Consider the following 17,311-nt stretch of genomic DNA (forward strand, 5'->3'; position numbering starts at 1 on the left):
GCCCCGCAACAGCATCCGAGCACCCTTCTCGGAGCCTTGCCAATGCCTCTGATACGCGCTTTTTGCATCACCGGCCTGCTCGCCGTCATCACCGCACCCGCCTTCGCCGCCACCTATGGCCCCGAGCTGCAAGGCTTTGAATACCCCTACCCACTCAAGCATTTTGACTTTCAATCCCAGGGCAAGTCCCTGCAAATGGGCTATATGGACGTGCCCGCCAAAGGGCAGGCCAACGGCCGCAGCGTGGTGCTGATGCACGGCAAGAACTTCTGCGGCGCCACTTGGGAAGGCTCGATCAAGGTCCTGAGCGACGCCGGTTACCGGGTCATCGCGCCGGATCAGATTGGTTTCTGTAGCTCCAGCAAGCCCGACCATTATCAATACAGTTTCCAGCAGTTGGCGACCAACACCCATCAACTGCTGGAAACACTCGGCATTCACAAGGCCACCGTTATTGGCCATTCCACCGGTGGCATGCTCGCTACCCGGTATGCGCTGATGTACCCCGAGCAGACCGAACAGTTGGCGATGGTCAACCCGATTGGCCTGGAAGACTGGAAGGCGCTGGGCGTGCCCTCGCTGACCGTCGACCAATGGTATGCACGTGAGCTGAAAGTCACCGCCGACGGGATTCGCAACTACCAACTCAACACCTACTACGTCGGACGCTGGAAGCCCGAGTACGAGCGTTGGGTAGAGATGTACGCCGGCCTGAGCAACGGCCCAGGGCATACCCTGGTCGCATGGAACTCGGCGTTGATTTACGACATGATCTTCACCCAGCCGGTGTACTACGAGTTCAAGAACCTACAAATGCCCACACTGCTGCTGATCGGCACGTCCGATAACACCGCCATCGGCAAGGACGTTGCGCCGGCGGCGGTCAAGGCCAAGCTCGGCGACTATGCCGTGCTGGGCAAGCAAGTGGCCAAGTTGATTCCCCATGCAACCCTGGTGGAGTTCCCGGGCTTGGGGCACGCACCGCAGATGGAGGAACCGGCCCAGTTTCATAAAGCGCTGTTGCAGGGTTTGAACGCCCTTTAATTCAACCTTTTTCGAGGCACTCGTGAATGTCGGTACAGATTGCAGTCATTGATGATTGGCAGAATGTGGCCAGTGGCGTGGTGGATTGGTCGGTGCTTGAGGCCGTGGGCCAGGTGCATTTCCTGCACGATTACCCGGCCGATACCGCCACGATGATCGAGCGCTTGAAGGGCTTCGAGGTGATTTGCGTGATGCGCGAACGCTCCACCTTCAACAAGGCGCTGCTGCAAGGTTTGCCCAAGCTCAAATTGCTGGTGACAGGTGGCATGCGCAACGCGGCCATCGACATTCCTGCGGCGAAGGCACTGGGCATCACAGTCTGTGGCACCGACAGCTATAAACACGCCGCGCCGGAATTGACCTGGGCGCTGATCATGGCTTCCACCCGCAACCTGCTGGCCGAGGCCAATTCCTTGCGCGCCGGCCACTGGCAGGTTGGCCTGGGCGGCGACCTGCATGGCAAGACCCTGGGCATTCTCGGCCTCGGCAGCATCGGCCAGAAAGTGGCGCAGTTTGCCCAAGTGTTCGGCATGCGCGTGATTGCCTGGAGTGAAAACCTCACGCCGCAGCGCGCGGCGGAATCGGGCGTAACCTGGGTCAGCAAGCAAGCGTTGTTTGAACAGGCCGATATTCTCACCGTTCATCTGGTGCTCAGCGACCGCAGCCGTGGGCTGGTGGACGCCGAGGCGCTCGGGTGGATGAAACCTAGCGCGCGCTTGGTCAACACCGCACGCGGGCCGATTGTGGATGAGTCGGCGCTGGTGCAGGCATTGGAAAGCGGCCGTCTGGCGGGAGCGGCGCTCGATGTGTATGCCGAGGAACCGCTGCCGGTGGATCACCCGTTCCGCCGCCTGCCGAATGTGCTGGCGACGCCGCATGTAGGGTATGTGAGCGAACAGAATTACCGGCAGTTCTACGCGCAGATGATCGAAGACATTCAAGCGTGGGCGACCGATGCGCCCATTCGCGTGCTGGGCTGACGCACCTTTTCGGGGCATTCGCACTCTTGTGGCGAGGGAGCTTGCTCCCGCTGGGGCGCGCAGCGGCCCTAATCTGGGGCTGCTGCGCATCCCAGCGGGAGCACGCTCCCTCGCCACAGAAAAGCACCCTTCCAAGGCTTTCTTCAAAGCAGCATATCGTTACAAGTATTTTGTCCTACAAAATTTTCCTAGAAACCCTACAGGCTCTAGGATCTGTCCTAGACTCATGACCGATGGGTCCGTTCGAAAACAAAAACCCCGCAAAAAATCGAAACTTTCCAACTCTGCCGTAGGTCCAGTTTTAAGGTAAGGCGAGCACGCGTGGCTCACGCGAAATGCCCGTCCATCCAATCTTTTTTGGCTAACCGTGCAACTGGCATACGCCTTGCCAGTTTGTACAGTGCTTGTGCGCCTGGTCGCAGGATGCGGTCATCGGAGCTAGTGGCAGCAGGCCATTAGCCTACCAACATGTGGGAGAGAACTATGATCAGTGCCGCTGTAGATATTCAGGGAGAGCGTGTCAGTCAGCCAGCAGGGGGACCTTCGTTGGTCGACCTGCCCACCACTGTGCGGCCGATCGTGAGTCAGAATCCTAATCGCAAGAAAGTCCTGTTCGTGACCTCTGAGTTCGCCGATCTGGTGAAAACCGGCGGCCTGGGCGATGTGTCCGCGGCCCTGCCCCGCGCCATGGCCCACCTGCACGATGTGCGGGTGCTGATCCCCGGTTACCCGCAGGTAATGGAAAGCGACAACCCGATCCATATCATCGGTGAGCTGGGTGGCCACGCCGCGCTGCCGCCGTGCAAGATCGGGCGCATGGACCTCAAGGACGGCCTGGTCATCTATGTCCTGATCTGCCCCGAACTCTATGAGCGCGAAGGCACGCCCTACGGCGCCAATAACGGCCGCGACTGGCCGGACAACCACATTCGTTTCGCCCGCCTTGGCCTGGCTGCCGCCGACATGGCTGCCAACCTCGCGCAGATTCACTGGTGCCCGGACCTGGTGCATGCCCACGACTGGCCCGCTGGCCTGGCGCCGGCATACATGCACTGGCGTGGGTCACGCACGCCGACGCTGTTCACCATCCATAACCTGGCCTATCAAGGTGTGATCAGCCTGGCTTCCACGCCGGAGCTGGGTATTCCACCCCACGCCCTGCAGCAGGAAGGCATGGAGTTCTACGGCAAGATGTCGTACCTCAAGGCCGGCATGGCGTATTCCAGCCACATCACCACAGTGAGCGCCACCTACGCACGGGAAATCACCACCCCGGAATTCGGCTGCGGCCTGGATGGCTTTCTCGCCAGCAAGACCCAGCAAGGCTTGCTCAGCGGCATTCCCAACGGCATCGAAGACAGCTGGGAAACCTCCACCGACCCGCACCTGACCCACAACTTCAATATCGGCGACTGGGAAGGCAAAGCGGTCAACGCGGCCCAAGTGCGCGAGCTGTTTGGCCTGAGTGAATCCACCGGCCCACTGTTCGCCGTGGTCTCGCGCCTGGTGTTCCAAAAAGGCCTGGACCTGACCGAAGCCGTGGCCAGCTTTATTGTCGAGCAAGGTGGGCAGATCGCGATCATCGGTCGCGGCGAGCCGGAAGAAGAAAACGCCATGCGTGAACTGGCCCTGCGCTTCCCCGGCCAGATCGGTGTGCGCATCGGCTTCAATGAGACTGATGCGCGGCGCATGTTCGCCGGCAGTGACTTCCTGCTGATGCCGTCGCGCTACGAGCCGTGCGGCCTGAGCCAGATGTACGCCCAGCGCTTCGGTTCACTGCCCGTCGCACGCAATACCGGCGGCTTGGCCGATACCATCGAAAATGGCGTGACCGGCTTTCTGTTCAATGAATCCACGGTCGACAGCTACAAAGAAGCCTTGAGCCGTGCGTTCAAGGTGTTCGCCTATCCGGGCCTGCTCAATGCCATGCGCTGCCGGGCGATGACACAACCATTCAACTGGAGCCAGGCGGTGGAACCCTACGCCGAACTGTACGAGCAGCTTGTCGCTAAAGCACTGGGGAAATCCGCTAAATAATCAACGGGAGGTCTCTATAGATGCCGTTACGGACTCTGGAAACCTGGCCCCACGGCGCAATCATGCTGGACGCGCAACACACGCGTTTTGCCTTGTGGGCGCCAGACGCGTTTTATGTCAGCGTTGAACTGGAAAGCGGCAAATCCGTCGCCATGCTGCCCCAGGCAGAAGGCTGGTTTGAAACCGAAATAGCGTGCCCGGCGGGCACGCGCTACCGCTTCAATATCGACGGGGAAATGGATGTACCCGACCCAGCCTCCAGGGCTCAGGCCTCGGATGTGCATGGCTGGAGCCTGGTGGTCGATCCCCTCGTCTATCCATGGCGCCACAGCCAGTGGCAAGGCCGTCCCTGGCACGAAGCCGTCATCTACGAGCTGCATGTCGGCGCAATGGGCGGCTACGCCGGCGTCGAGAAGCACCTGCCACGCCTGGCCGAGCTAGGCGTGACCGCCATTGAGTTGATGCCACTGGCGCAATTCCCCGGTGAACGCAATTGGGGTTATGACGGCGTCTTGCCCTATGCGCCCCAAGCCTCCTACGGCACGCCTGATCAACTCAAGCACCTGATCGACAGTGCCCACGAACACGGCCTGGCGGTGATCCTCGACGTGGTCTACAACCACTTCGGCCCCGACGGCAACTACCTCGGCCAGTACGCCAAAGGTTTCTTCCAGGAAGACGTGCACACGCCCTGGGGCGCCGGTATCGACTTCGACCGGCGTGAAGTGCGGGACTTCTTCCTGGATAACGCCTTGATGTGGCTGCTCGAATACCGTTTCGACGGCCTACGCCTGGACGCGGTACACGCCATCGACAACCCGGATTTTCTGAAACAACTGGCTCACCGCGTTCGCGAACAAGTCGACACCGGCCGACACGTCTGGCTGATGCTGGAAAACGAGCTCAATCAGGCCAGCCTCCTGCAACACGATTTTGACGCGCAATGGAATGATGACTTTCATAACGTCCTGCACGTACTGCTGACCGGCGAAACCGACGCCTACTACAGTGACTTCGCCGAGGAGCCTACCGCCAAACTGGCGCGCTGCCTGGGTGAAGGCTTTATCTACCAAGGGCACACCACTCGGCATGGTCATGAACGCGGCGAACCCAGTGGGCACCTGCCGCCGAGCGCGTTTGTGGCGTTTTTGCAGAACCATGACCAGATCGGCAACCGCGCCTTGGGCGAGCGCTTGCATCAACTCTGCTCGCCCCAGGCTTTAGAGGCAGCAACGGCCCTGCTGCTGCTTTCACCGATGATCCCGCTGATGTTCATGGGCGACGAGGTCAACGCCAGCGAACCGTTCCTGTTTTTCACTGACCACCATGGCGAACTGGCGCAAGCCGTGCGCGAAGGTCGGCGTAACGAGTTCGCCGACTTTGCCGCGTTCCACGACCCTGAGCGACGTGAACGCATTCCTGATCCCAATGCCCTGGCAACCTTCCAGCAATCGTCCCCGGCCTTTGCAGACCATCCGCATGCCCAGCTTTACCGGCATCTGCTGAACCTGCGCCACCAGCATATCGTGCCGCACTTGCCGGGCAGCCTCGCGTTGGGCGCGCAGGTGCTGGCTGAAGGTGCCGTGAGCGCCCGCTGGCGCCTGGGCAACGGCAGCCTGTTGCAGATCGACCTCAACCTGAGTGCCGTGCCGCTGGATCACCCGGCGGCGGGCGCTGTCCTTTTCGAAACGCCTGCCAACCTCGGCATCCAACTGCCGGCGAACAGCGCACGCGTTACCCTATCCCCTGTTGGAGAGCACCCTTGAGCGAAGCGAACCTGGAAATCCTCGCCAGCCGAGCGGGCCTGGCCGTCGATTGGATCGACGCAAACGGCCGCCCGCAACGTGTGAAACCCGACGCCCTGCGCGCCGTCCTCAAAGGCCTGGGCCACCCGGCCGACAGCGATGCCGAGATCGACGCCAGCCTGCTCGAACTGGAACAGGCGCAACAAGACAAGCACCTGCCACCGTTGATGACCATCGACAGCGGTGAAGGCCTGGACCTGGCCCGTTACTTTGAACCGGACACCCTGTGCCGGGTCAGCCTCGAAGACGGTGAAACCCTGGAGCTGCGCCTGGATGGCGACGCCGTGTTGCCAGGCGTCATCGCCCTCGGTTACCACCAAGTGCATATCGCCGAGCAGACGTTCACCCTGGCCGTGGCCCCCACCCATTGCTACAGCGTGGCCGAAGCTGTCGACAGTCGCCCTGCCCGCGCCTGGGGCCTCAGCGCGCAACTGTATAGCCTGCGCCGCCTGGGCGATGGCGGTTTTGGCGACACCCTGGCCCTGGAACACTTGGCTCGTTCGGCCGCGGAACGCGGTGCCGACGCCCTGGCAATCAGCCCGATGCACGCCATGTTCAGCGCCGACACCGAGCGCTACAGCCCGTATTCGCCGTCGAGTCGTTTGTTCCTCAACAGTTTGTATGCTTCGCCGGGTTGCATCCTGGGTGAGCGCGAAGTGCGCAACGCCATTGAAGCCCTCGGCCTGACGGATGAACTGCACGATCTGGAACAACACAGCCTGATCGACTGGCCCACAGCCGCCAAAGCCAAGCAGCGACTGTTGCGCGCCTTGTACGAGGACTTCCGCCACGGCCAGCATCCACAACACGCCGACTTCCTGAGTTTCCGCCAGGCCGGTGGCGAAGCGCTGGAGAACCACTGCCGCTTCGAAGCCGTGCAAGCCGCGCGCGCCGCAAAGGGTGAAGACCTCGACTGGCGCCACTGGCCCGAAGACTGGCGTAACCCGCAGAGCCCGGCACTCGCCGCATTTGCCGTAGAAAACCCGGATGAGATCGGCTACTTCGCCTTCAGCCAATGGCTGATCGCCCGTTGCCTGGAACGCGCGCAACAAGCGGCCCGTGGCAGCGGCATGGGCGTCGGCTTGATTGCCGACCTGGCCGTGGGCGCCGACGGCGGTGGCAGCCAAGCCTGGAGCCGTCAGGATGAACTGCTCGCGGACCTGACCGTGGGCGCGCCACCCGACATTCTCAATCGCGCCGGGCAAGGCTGGGGCATCTCCGCGTTCTCGCCTGAAGGCCTCAAGCGCAACGGCTTCCGCGCCTTTATCGAGATGCTGCGCGCCAACTTCGCCCATGCCGGTGGCCTGCGTATCGACCATGTGATGGGCCTGCAACGCCTGTGGGTGATTCCCATGGACGCCTCGCCGCGTGAAGGCGCCTATCTGTATTACCCGGTGGACGACCTGTTGCGCCTGCTGGCCCTTGAATCCCATCGCCACCAAGCGATCGTGCTCGGTGAAGACCTGGGCACGGTGCCGGACGGCCTGCGCGAAAAGCTCATCGCCCGCTCGATCCTCGGCATGCGCGTGTTGCTGTTCGAGCAAAACCACGAGGGCCAGTTCAAGCCGATCCTCGACTGGCCCGATAACGCCCTGGCCACCACCAGCACCCACGACTTGCCGACACTCAACGGCTGGTGGCACAGCCGCGATATCGACTGGAACATCCAGCTGGGCCTGATCGATGCGCCCACCGTGGAGCAATGGAGCGAACACCGCCTGCGCGAACGCCAGGCACTGCGTCAGGCCTTGAGCCAGGACCCGCAGAACTTCGTCGATGAGATCCGTAACGAGACCGACCACATGATCGACGCCAGCGTGCGCTACCTCGGTCACACCCGCGCGCCGTTGGTGCTGCTGCCGTTGGAGGATGCGCTCGGCGTGGAGGAGCAGGCCAATCTGCCCGGCACCACCGACACCCACCCCAATTGGCGCCGCCGCTTTGTGGGTGAGGCCTCCAGCCTGCTCGACAATGCCGGGGCCGCCCGCCGCCTCGAACTGTTGGCCGTCGCGCGCAACCAAGCCTATGAGCGTGACCGATGAATGCACTGCCCCTGCGCGCTACCCAGCGCCTGCAATTTCATAAAGGTTTTACCCTGGACGACGCGGTGCCGCTGGTGCCCTACTTCGCCCGCCTCGGCATCAGCCACCTGTACGCTTCACCACTGCTCAGCGCCCGCGCCGGTTCCATGCACGGCTACGACGTGGTCGACCCGACCCGCGTCAACCCTGAACTGGGTGGCGAAGCCGCCTTGCGCCGCCTGGTCGCCGCGTTGCGTGAACACGGCATGGGCCTGATCCTCGATATTGTCTCCAACCATATGGCCGTCGGCGGTGCGGATAACCCCTGGTGGCTGGACCTGCTGGAATGGGGGCGCATGAGCCCCTACAGCGAGTTCTTCGATATCCAGTGGCACTCGCCCGATCCGCTGCTCAAAGGCCAATTGCTGATGCCGTTCCTCGGCAGCGACTACGGCGAAGCCTTGCAGACCGGCACCGTGACCTTGCAGTTCGATGCCAACCATGGCGCGTTCTACGTCGAGCATTACGAGCATCGCTTTCCGATCTGCCCACGGGACTACGCGGCGATCCTGGGCAGCAATGAGTTACTCAAGCCGTTGTCCGACCGCTTCAATGCCCTTGCCTATCAGGACGATGCTTACCACGAAGCCGCCTGGCTCAAACAGGCCCTGGCCGAGCGGGCCACTGAAGACGAAGTGCGCCAGGCCATCAACAGACAGTTGGCGACGTTCGACTTCGACCGCCTACATCAACTGCTTGAGCAGCAGGCCTATCGCCTCGCCAGCTGGCGCACCGCAGCGGACGATATCAACTGGCGGCGCTTCTTCGATGTCAATGAACTGGGCGGCTTGCGCGTGGAACGCACCGCCGTATTTGAAGCCACCCACGGCAAGATTTTCGAACTGATCAGCGAAGGTTTGGTGGATGGCCTGCGTATCGACCATATCGACGGCCTGGCCGACCCGCGCGGGTATTGCCGCAAGCTGCGGCGCCGGGTGGATTCGCTGTCACCGCAACGGCATTTACCGATCTTCGTGGAAAAAATCCTTGGTGAAGGCGAAACCCTGCGCGAAGACTGGCAAGTGGATGGCACCACCGGCTACGAATTCATGAACCAGCTGTCCCTGCTGCAACATCACCCCGACGGCTTTGAGCCGTTGGCCCAATTGTGGACCCGTCACAGCGAACGGCCTTCGGCGTTCATCGAAGAGGCGCGGCTGGCACGTCAGCAAATCCTCAACGGTTCCCTCGGCGGCGACTTCGAAAGTGTGGCCCAGGCCCTACTGCAAGTGGCCCGCGACGACGTGATGACCCGCGACCTGACGCTAGGTGCCATCCGCCGCGCGTTGCAGGAACTGATCGTGCATTTCCCGGTGTACCGCACCTACATCAGCGCACGTGGCCGCAGCGACGCTGACGACCAGGTGTTCCAACACGCCATGGACGGCGCACGCACCACCTTGGGCGAAGGCGACTGGCCCGTACTCGACCACCTGGAAAAATGGCTGGGCGGCCAGCCGTGGCGTAATCGCCCCGTGGGCCGGGAGCGCAAGATCCTCAAGCATGCCTGCGTGCGTTTCCAGCAATTGACCTCTCCCGCTGCCGCCAAGGCCGTGGAGGACACCGCGTTCTATCGCTCGGCGGTCTTGCTGTCGCGCAATGACGTGGGCTTCAGCACCGAACAGTTCAGCGCGCCATTGGCCGACTTCCATGCCGTCAACCAGCAGCGCTTGCAGACCTTCCCCGACAACCTGTTGGCCACCGCGACCCACGACCACAAGCGCGGCGAAGACACCCGCGCGCGCCTGGCGGTGTTGAGTGAATGCGCGCCTTGGTTTGTTGAACAGGTGGAACACTGGCGAACCCTGGCCGCGCCATTGCGAACCGACACCGCCCCCTCGGCCGGCGACGAATTGATCCTCTATCAAGTCTTGCTCGGCAGTTGGCCGTTGGATCAGGGCGCTGAGTTTGATGGCTACCAGCAGCGCCTGTGGCAGTGGCAACAAAAGGCCCTGCGCGAAGCCAAGTTGCAGAGCAGCTGGAGCGCGCCCAACGAGGCCTATGAACAAGGCGTCGAGGCGTTCCTTTCACGGCTTTTGCTCAGTGAGGAAGGCCACGCGCTGCGCACCGCCATCGGCAATGCCGCTCAGGCGATTGCCCCGGCGGGCGCGTTGAATAGCCTGGCGCAATCCTTGCTTCGTATGACCGTGCCGGGTGTGCCGGACCTGTACCAGGGCGATGAGTTCTGGGACTTCAGCCTGGTAGACCCGGACAACCGTCGCCCGGTGGATTTCAGCGAACGGCAACAGGCGCTGGCGACACCACCGGACATCGGCGAACTGTTGTTCAACTGGCGCGACGGGCGTATCAAACAGGCGTTGATTGCCCAGGTGCTGGGCTTGCGCAAGGCCCAGCCTGACCTGTTCCGCAGCGGCACCTACACGCCGCTGGAAGTGGTCGGCACACACGCCGAACGGGTGGTCGCATTCAGCCGCGAACATCACGGTAAACGCTTGCTGGTCGTGGTGCCACGCTGGCCCCATCACCTGCTTGAAAACGGTGTGCATCCCCAGATCAATGCGCAGGTTTGGGGCGATACACGGGTGAAATTACCGTTCGCCGCCACAACGCAAAACTGGAAGGGACTTTTTCATACAGGCGCAGTCACACCAGACAAGGAGCTGTTGGTTAGCGCTGCCCTGGGGGATTTCCCGGTCAATGTCTTTATCAATCCTGATGATCAAGAAAGCTGAAATTTTCTGTGAGGAGCATTGCGATGAGTACTGAAGACAAACGCATACGCGAACTGGCGCATCAGATCTGGGAGTCCGAGGGCAAACCCCATGGTGAAGATGCACGCCACTGGGAGATGGCGCGCAAACTGGCGGAAGCCGAAGCGCTGACGCCGAGCAAGCCCAAGGCAGCGGCCAAACCCAAGGCCAGCGCTCCCAAGCCGCCGGCAAAAGCCAAACCCGCGGCACCTGCGGCCAGCAAGCCGGCGCCACCGGCCGCTAAAAAACCAACGGCGCCAAAAAAGCCCAAGCCTTGACCCCTCGCCTCTTGCTGGCTCTGTCGGCAAGAGGTGATTTCACCTTCCAGACGCTCAGCTGAAATTTCGTCAGCACGGCCGCGTTCGGCCCGAAAAAAGACCTTTGCAGGAGCCACTCAATGAGCAAACCCGATAAAACCCCTTCGACGCCGGGCAGCGAGCCGTCGCGGATTCGTGAAGGTTTGCCCTTCCCCCTCGGCGCCACCTGGGACGGCCTGGGGGTCAATTTTGCCTTGTTCTCGGCCAACGCGACCAAGGTCGAACTGTGCCTGTTCGATGATTCCGGCGAAGTCGAGCTGGAGCGCATCGAACTGCCGGAATACACCGACGAAACCTTCCACGGCTACCTGCCCGACGCCCACCCAGGGCTGATTTACGGCTACCGCGTGTACGGTGCGTATGACCCCGCCAACGGCCACCGTTTCAACCACAATAAATTGCTGATCGACCCCTATGCCAAGCAGTTGGTGGGCGAACTGAAATGGTCCGAGGCGCTGTTCGGCTACACCATCGGTCACCCGGACGACGACCTCAGCTTCGATGAACGCGACAGCGCTCCCTTCGTGCCTAAATGCAAAGTCATCGACCCGGCACACACCTGGGGCAACGACCAGCCGGTGCGGGTGCCGTGGGACCGTACGATCATCTACGAAACCCACCTGCGCGGGATCAGCATGCGCCACCCATCCGTGGGCGAGTCCGTGCGTGGCACCTGCGCTGGCTTAATGGAAGACGACGTGCTCAAGCACATTCGCCAACTGGGCGTATCGTCGGTCGAGCTGCTGCCCGTGCATGCCTTCGTCAACGACCAGCATTTGCTGCAAAAAGGCATGACCAACTATTGGGGCTACAACAGCATCGCGTTTTTCGCTCCCGACCCGCGCTACTTGGCCAGCGGCAAGATCGCCGAGTTCAAGGAGATGGTCGCGCACCTGCATGAGCAGAAGCTCGAAGTGATTCTCGACGTGGTCTACAACCACACCGCCGAAGGTAACGAGCGTGGCCCGACCCTGTCGATGCGCGGTATCGACAACGCTTCGTACTACCGCCTGATGCCGGATGACAAGCGTTTCTACATCAACGATTCCGGCACCGGGAACACCCTGGACCTGAGCCATCCGTGCGTGTTGCAGATGGTCACCGACTCCCTGCGTTACTGGGCCAATGAGATGCACGTCGACGGTTTCCGCTTCGACTTGGCGACCATTCTTGGCCGTTACCGCGATGGTTTCGATGAGCGTCACAGCTTCCTGGTCGCCTGTCGCCAGGACCCGGTATTGCGCCAGCTCAAACTGATCGCCGAACCCTGGGACTGCGGCCCCGGCGGGTATCAGGTGGGCAACTTCCCACCAGGCTGGGTGGAATGGAACGACCGCTTCCGCGACACCGTGCGTGCTTTCTGGAAAGGCGACGACGGCCAACTGGCGGACTTTGCCGGGCGCATGACCGCCTCGGGTGAGATGTTCAACCATCGTGGCCGCCGTCCCTACAGTTCGGTGAACTTCATCACCGCCCACGACGGCTTCACCCTGCACGACCTGGTGTCGTACAACGACAAGCACAACGAGGCCAACGACGAAAACAACCAGGATGGCAGCAACAACAACCTGTCCTGGAACCACGGCGTCGAAGGGCCGACCGACGATCCGGAAATCAACGAACTGCGCCTGCGTCAGATGCGTAACTTCTTCGCCACCCTGCTGTTGGCCCAAGGTACGCCGATGATCGTGGCCGGTGATGAGTTCGCCCGCACCCAGCACGGCAACAACAACGCCTATTGCCAGGACAGCGAGATCGGCTGGGTCAACTGGGACCTGGATGACGACGGCAAGGCCCTGCTCAAGTTTGTGAAACGCTTGATCAAACTGCGCCTGGCTTACCCGATCCTGCGTCGTGGCCGCTTCCTGGTCGGCGACTATAACGAAGACATCGGTGTGAAGGACGTCACCTGGCTCGCGCCGGATGGCAATGAGATGACCACCGAACAGTGGCAAGACAGCAACGGCCGCTGCCTGGGCATGTTGATGGATGGCCGCGCCCAGGAAACCGGGATACGCCGTGCCGGCGCCGATGCCACCTTGCTGCTGGTGGTCAATGCCCACCACGACATGGTCAATTTCCGCCTGCCGCCGGTGCCCGAGGGCGAGTTCTGGACCTGCATGCTCGACACCAATTCCCCGGCGGTACGTGGCCAGGAGCGCTTTGATTTTGATCATGAGTACGCGGTGACTGGCCGTTCGTTGCTACTGTTTGAATTGCAGCGTGAAGACGAGGTGTGAAATGGCATTGCATGGATTCCTTCAAGGCTACCAGGGCTATGCGGACACGCAAGCCCTGGGCGCGGCCCTGAAGGCGCTTCAGGAGGAAGGCCTGGACCAGCTGCCATTACCGGGCAGCGGTCAGACACTGGAACGGTTCAGCCGCTTGGCACAAGTGGCTGGCCATGACCTGCGCTTGTGCAAGCTGTTCGAGGGCCACACCGACGCGTTGGCAATCATTGCCGAACTCAATAGCCCGTTACCGCCCTTGGGCAGCATCTGGGGCATGTGGGCAGCTGAGCCCCCCACCGCCAAGGTGCGCGTTTTCAAAGATGGCCATCGCTTGAAGGTGCAAGGGCGTAAAGCATGGTGCTCCGGCGCGGCAGTGGTCAGCCATGGTTTGTTGACGGCCTGGGACGAAGAAGACCGCCAGCAGTTGGTGGCGGTGCCTATGGATCAACCCGGCGTCATCGTGACGGACGAAGGCTGGAACGCCGTGGGCATGGCCGCCACCGGCAGCGTGGAAGTCGTGTTTGACCAGGCTTGGGGGCTCGCGGTGGGCAGACCAGGTGATTACCTCGCCCGCCCCGGTTTCTGGCAAGGCGGCATTGGCATTGCCGCCTGCTGGTACGGCGCGGCTCAACGCCTGGCCGAGGTCTTGCGTGAGCAGTGCAGCAAACGCCCTGAACCCCACGCCCTCGCCCACCTCGGTGCGGTCGACAGTGCACTGAACAGCGCCGCCTGTGTATTGCGCGCCAGCGCGGAACAGGTTGACCGCGACCCCAAGGCCAACGCCAGGGAGTGGGCACAACAGACTCGGGCCGGCATCGAAGACACCGTCGAACAAGTGATTCACCACGTCGGACGCGCTGTAGGTGCGGGGCCGTACTGCAAGGATCCGCATTTCGCTCAGTTGATGGCGGACTTACCGGTGTATGTGCGCCAGAGTCACGCCGAGCGCGACTTGGCGGGCCTTGGCGAGCTGGTCGCCGGCGAACCCACAGGGAGGTGGCAGTTATGAGACCCAATCCGATTGTCGGCCAAGGCACACCGCTGCATCGCTGGCAGGCATCGCCTAAGATGGCCGAACTGCCGCCGATCAGCGTTGAGCAGTTGGTACCCGAAGGCCATCGGGCAGTGATCGTCGCGCCCCATCCTGATGATGAAGTGTTGGGTTGTGGTGGCTTGATGCAGGGGCTCGCGGCACTTGGCCGACCGATCCAGCTGATTTCGGTGACCGATGGCAGCGCCAGTCATCCCGGCTCGCGGCGTTGGCCGGTGGAGCGTTTGAGTGTCGTGCGTCCCCAGGAATCGGCCCAGGCGCTGCATCGCCTCGGCTTGCCGCTGCACAGCCTGAAATGGCTGCGTGCGGGGTTCACCGACAGTAAGGTGGCGGTGCGTGAAGATGAACTCGCGAGGTTTATTCAGCGTTATCTCAAGCCCAACGACGTGGTGTTCACCACCTGGCGCGAAGATGGGCATTGCGACCACGAAGCCGTCGGCCGTGCCAGCGCCAAAGCGTCCCTTGCGGTCGGCGCAACCCTGTATGAACTGCCGGTGTGGACCTGGCACTGGGCAACACCCGAGGACACTCAGGTGCCCTGGCACCGCGCCCGGAAGATTCCATTGACCTGTGAAGCGGTGGCCCGCAAGCGCCATGCGATCCATGCCTTCGCCAGCCAGTTGGAGGGTGACCCGCAGATCGGCCTGCCCCCCGTGCTGGCGCCCTACGTGGTGGAACGTCTGCTGCAACCCTTTGAAGTGGTATTCGTATGAGTGTGGCCACGCCGTATTTCGACCAGTTATTCGCCAATAACGACGACCCCTGGGCCTTTCGCCAACGCTGGTACGAACGGCGCAAACGCGCGTTGACGCTGGCGGTGCTCACACGGCCACGTTATGCCGCGGTGTTTGAGCCCGGTTGCGCCAATGGCGAACTGAGCTTCGAGCTTGCGCCCCGTTGTGATCGCTTGCTGTGTTGCGACACGGCTTCGGCAGCCGTCGCCCTGGCACGCAGTCGCTTGCTGGGTTTTCCCCATGCCCAGGTGCAGCAAAGCCGTTTGCCTGAACAATGGCCCACAGGCCAGTTCGAGCTGATCGTGCTCAGCGAGTTGTGTTACTACCTCGACGCCGACGACCTGAGCGAGCTGGTTGATCGCGCCCGTGCTTCGCTGACCGCCGACGGCCAACTGCTTGCCTGTCATTGGCGCCCCGCCATCGAAGGCTGCCCGCAAACTGCCGAGCAGGTGCATGCCCTGCTCCACGAGCGTTTGGACATGCCCCGTGTAGCCAGTCATCACGAACACGACTTTCTTCTCGACCTGTGGAGCCGCGACGGCACTTCGGTCGCCACCCTTGAGGGCCTGCGATGATCGGCATTCTGATCCCGGTACACAACGAAGAGGCCTTGCTGGACGATTGCCTGAAAGCGGCACTGATCGCGGCCAGTCATCCGGGTTTACTGGGCGAAGCCGTAACGGTCCTGGTGGTACTCGACAGTTGCAGCGATGACAGTGCCACCATTGCCCAGGCTTACCCGGTGCAATATTTGGAAGCCCAGGCACGTAACGTGGGCCATGTACGTGGCGTGGGCGCGCGGCATCTGCTCAACCAGGGCGCCCGCTGGATCTCTTGCACCGATGCCGACAGCCGCGTGGCCCCTGATTGGCTGGTGGCCCAATTGGCATTGGGGACCGATGCCGTGTGTGGCACTGTCACCGTGGATGCCTGGGGCGAAGGTTTCGACCCCGCTGCGCAGATTCGATATCACCAGGGTTACGAGGCGCGAGACGGCCATCGGCACATCCACGGTGCCAACCTGGGGGTAAGCGCTGGCGCTTATGTGCGCGCCGGTGGCTTCGAACCCCTGGCGTGCCATGAGGATGTGCAATTGGTGCGTAACCTGGAGCTGTGCGGCGCCTCCATCGCCTGGAGCCATTCCCCGCAGGTGATCACCAGTGCGCGCCTGGACGCCCGTGCCCAGGGCGGTTTCGGCGATTACTTGAAGAGCCTGATGCACGCCACTTGAAAAAAACGACGTTACCGAATGTAAAACCGACCAATCCTTGTCTATGCTGAGGACGCCTTGCTGGCGTTCCAACGTTGGAGTGCCATGCAGCCACTGCGGCGGAGCCTGCGGTGGAAAAAAAGAGTTGTGCCGTCAACGGACCACGACCCCGCATCAATCGACAAGGATGTGACACCCCATGAAGCTTGCTTCCTTAAGCGACGGCCGCAGCGGCCCTGCGCAAATCTGGAACAGCGCCCCGCAGTTGGCGCAAATCCCCCCGATCACCCCGTCCTCATTGGTGCCGCCTGGCGCACGCGTGGTCATCATCGCACCCCACCCCGGCGACGAAGTACTGACCTGTGGCGGCCTGCTACAACTGCTCAGCACCTTGGAACACCCACTGCAACTCATCTCCATCACGGATGGCAGCGCCAGTCACCCAGGGTCCAACGTCTGGCCGGCCAGCCGCCTGAGCGTGGTGCGGCCCCAGGAAAGCGTCGAGGCCATGCGCCGCCTGGGCATGCCGCTGCACAGTTTGAAATGGATTCGCGGCGGCTTCTGTGACGACGCCCTCGCCAGCCGCGAGCCGCAACTGAGCCAATTCATCGCGCGCTACCTGCAACCGGGTGATGTGGTCTTCAGCACCTGGCGCAACGATGGCAATGACGACCACGACAGCGTCGGTCGCGCCAGTGCCAATGCCTGCAGCCTGGTGGGCGCGCAACTGTATGAGCTACCTATCTGGGCCTGGCACTGGCCTGCCCGCGAAGGCGCAATCATCCCCTGGCAACGCGCACGCAAGGTGCGCCTGGACACCTGGACCGTCGCCCGCAAGCTGCATGCGGCCCATGCCTATGCCAGCCAATTGGCCGGCGACCCGGCAATCGGCCTGCCGCCCATGCTGGCCCAGGTGCTGCTGGAGAGAATGCGCGAACCCTATGAAATCGTGCTGTCGTAGCATCCGACTCGGTGGCTGAATGTGTGGCTTGGGGCGTCTCAATTCAACGTCTGCGGGGTTTGTATCGCAGTGTGTACAGAACCCACTGCGATACACAGCCTTTAACTCAACGGGTTTCCTGAAACAGGCCAGATACAGCGCAGCGTTCA

General features: G+C 62.1%; 13 protein-coding genes. All 13 read left to right on the forward strand.

The features are described 5' to 3' along the window. Window positions 1-42: 42 nt before the first annotated feature. The 13 genes from CI807_RS23280 (at window position 43) to CI807_RS23340 (ending at window position 17,162) form a co-directional block, all read left to right on the forward strand. Window positions 43-1,044, forward strand: a complete 1,002-nt coding sequence (locus tag CI807_RS23280; protein WP_095016401.1) for an alpha/beta fold hydrolase — start codon at window positions 43-45, stop codon at window positions 1,042-1,044. 26 nt (window positions 1,045-1,070) lie between these two features. Further along, the gene (locus CI807_RS23285; protein WP_095016402.1) at window positions 1,071-2,024 is read left to right on the forward strand and encodes a D-2-hydroxyacid dehydrogenase family protein; all 954 of its coding nucleotides are present in this window, start codon (window positions 1,071-1,073) and stop codon (window positions 2,022-2,024) included. A gap of 483 nt (window positions 2,025-2,507) precedes the next feature. Continuing rightward, the gene (glgA, locus tag CI807_RS23290; protein ID WP_095016403.1) at window positions 2,508-4,061 is read left to right on the forward strand and encodes a glycogen synthase GlgA; all 1,554 of its coding nucleotides are present in this window, start codon (window positions 2,508-2,510) and stop codon (window positions 4,059-4,061) included. A gap of 20 nt (window positions 4,062-4,081) precedes the next feature. After that, complete coding sequence (treZ, locus tag CI807_RS23295) at window positions 4,082-5,827, forward strand: malto-oligosyltrehalose trehalohydrolase (RefSeq protein WP_095016404.1); 1,746 nt, start codon at window positions 4,082-4,084, stop codon at window positions 5,825-5,827. Beyond that, window positions 5,824-7,908 (forward strand): 4-alpha-glucanotransferase, encoded by a 2,085-nt coding sequence (malQ, locus tag CI807_RS23300; protein ID WP_095016405.1) that lies wholly within the window; start codon window positions 5,824-5,826, stop codon window positions 7,906-7,908. The genes treZ and malQ overlap by 4 nt, the downstream gene beginning before the upstream one ends. Then, on the forward strand, window positions 7,905-10,640 hold the full coding sequence (locus tag CI807_RS23305; RefSeq protein ID WP_095016406.1) for a malto-oligosyltrehalose synthase: 2,736 nt from the start codon (window positions 7,905-7,907) through the stop codon (window positions 10,638-10,640). Before malQ ends, CI807_RS23305 begins: the two co-directional genes overlap by 4 nt. A 23-nt stretch (window positions 10,641-10,663) precedes the next feature. Beyond that, complete coding sequence (locus tag CI807_RS23310; RefSeq protein WP_016978077.1) at window positions 10,664-10,936, forward strand: DUF2934 domain-containing protein; 273 nt, start codon at window positions 10,664-10,666, stop codon at window positions 10,934-10,936. A 119-nt stretch (window positions 10,937-11,055) separates the two neighbouring features. Next, window positions 11,056-13,215, forward strand: a complete 2,160-nt coding sequence (gene glgX / locus CI807_RS23315; protein ID WP_095016407.1) for a glycogen debranching protein GlgX — start codon at window positions 11,056-11,058, stop codon at window positions 13,213-13,215. 1 nt (window position 13,216) lies between these two features. After that, a complete protein-coding gene (locus CI807_RS23320; protein WP_095016408.1) occupies window positions 13,217-14,215 on the forward strand; it encodes an acyl-CoA dehydrogenase in 999 nt (332 codons plus the stop codon). Beyond that, entirely contained in the window at window positions 14,212-14,970 is a 759-nt protein-coding gene (locus tag CI807_RS23325; RefSeq protein WP_095016409.1) for a PIG-L deacetylase family protein, read from the forward strand. The genes CI807_RS23320 and CI807_RS23325 overlap by 4 nt, the downstream gene beginning before the upstream one ends. Further along, window positions 14,967-15,566 carry an SAM-dependent methyltransferase gene (locus CI807_RS23330; RefSeq protein ID WP_095016410.1) on the forward strand — a complete coding sequence of 200 codons (600 nt, stop codon included), beginning with the start codon at window positions 14,967-14,969 and terminating at the stop codon, window positions 15,564-15,566. Before CI807_RS23325 ends, CI807_RS23330 begins: the two co-directional genes overlap by 4 nt. Further along, window positions 15,563-16,222 (forward strand): glycosyltransferase family 2 protein, encoded by a 660-nt coding sequence (locus tag CI807_RS23335; protein WP_095016411.1) that lies wholly within the window; start codon window positions 15,563-15,565, stop codon window positions 16,220-16,222. Before CI807_RS23330 ends, CI807_RS23335 begins: the two co-directional genes overlap by 4 nt. Window positions 16,223-16,400: 178 nt before the next feature. Further along, window positions 16,401-17,162 (forward strand): PIG-L deacetylase family protein, encoded by a 762-nt coding sequence (locus CI807_RS23340; protein ID WP_095016412.1) that lies wholly within the window; start codon window positions 16,401-16,403, stop codon window positions 17,160-17,162. The last annotated feature ends 149 nt before the right edge of the window (window positions 17,163-17,311 follow it).

Origin of the sequence: Pseudomonas sp. NS1(2017) (assembly GCF_002269425.1) — a bacterium.
GTDB lineage: Bacteria > Pseudomonadota > Gammaproteobacteria > Pseudomonadales > Pseudomonadaceae > Aquipseudomonas > Aquipseudomonas reactans.

Excerpts from the sequence above, each read along its gene's own strand:
- glgX (WP_095016407.1), top strand. The coding sequence starts at position 11,056 with ATGAGCAAACCCGATAAAACCCCTTCGACGCCGGGCAGCGAGCCGTCG.
- CI807_RS23320 (WP_095016408.1), top strand. The coding sequence starts at position 13,217 with ATGGCATTGCATGGATTCCTTCAAGGCTACCAGGGCTATGCGGACACG.
- CI807_RS23280 (WP_095016401.1), top strand. The coding sequence starts at position 43 with ATGCCTCTGATACGCGCTTTTTGCATCACCGGCCTGCTCGCCGTCATC.
- CI807_RS23310 (WP_016978077.1), top strand. The coding sequence starts at position 10,664 with ATGAGTACTGAAGACAAACGCATACGCGAACTGGCGCATCAGATCTGG.
- glgA (WP_095016403.1), top strand. The coding sequence starts at position 2,508 with ATGATCAGTGCCGCTGTAGATATTCAGGGAGAGCGTGTCAGTCAGCCA.
- CI807_RS23335 (WP_095016411.1), top strand. The coding sequence starts at position 15,563 with ATGATCGGCATTCTGATCCCGGTACACAACGAAGAGGCCTTGCTGGAC.
- CI807_RS23305 (WP_095016406.1), top strand. The coding sequence starts at position 7,905 with ATGAATGCACTGCCCCTGCGCGCTACCCAGCGCCTGCAATTTCATAAA.
- treZ (WP_095016404.1), top strand. The coding sequence starts at position 4,082 with ATGCCGTTACGGACTCTGGAAACCTGGCCCCACGGCGCAATCATGCTG.
- CI807_RS23285 (WP_095016402.1), top strand. The coding sequence starts at position 1,071 with ATGTCGGTACAGATTGCAGTCATTGATGATTGGCAGAATGTGGCCAGT.
- CI807_RS23325 (WP_095016409.1), top strand. The coding sequence starts at position 14,212 with ATGAGACCCAATCCGATTGTCGGCCAAGGCACACCGCTGCATCGCTGG.
- CI807_RS23340 (WP_095016412.1), top strand. The coding sequence starts at position 16,401 with ATGAAGCTTGCTTCCTTAAGCGACGGCCGCAGCGGCCCTGCGCAAATC.
- CI807_RS23330 (WP_095016410.1), top strand. The coding sequence starts at position 14,967 with ATGAGTGTGGCCACGCCGTATTTCGACCAGTTATTCGCCAATAACGAC.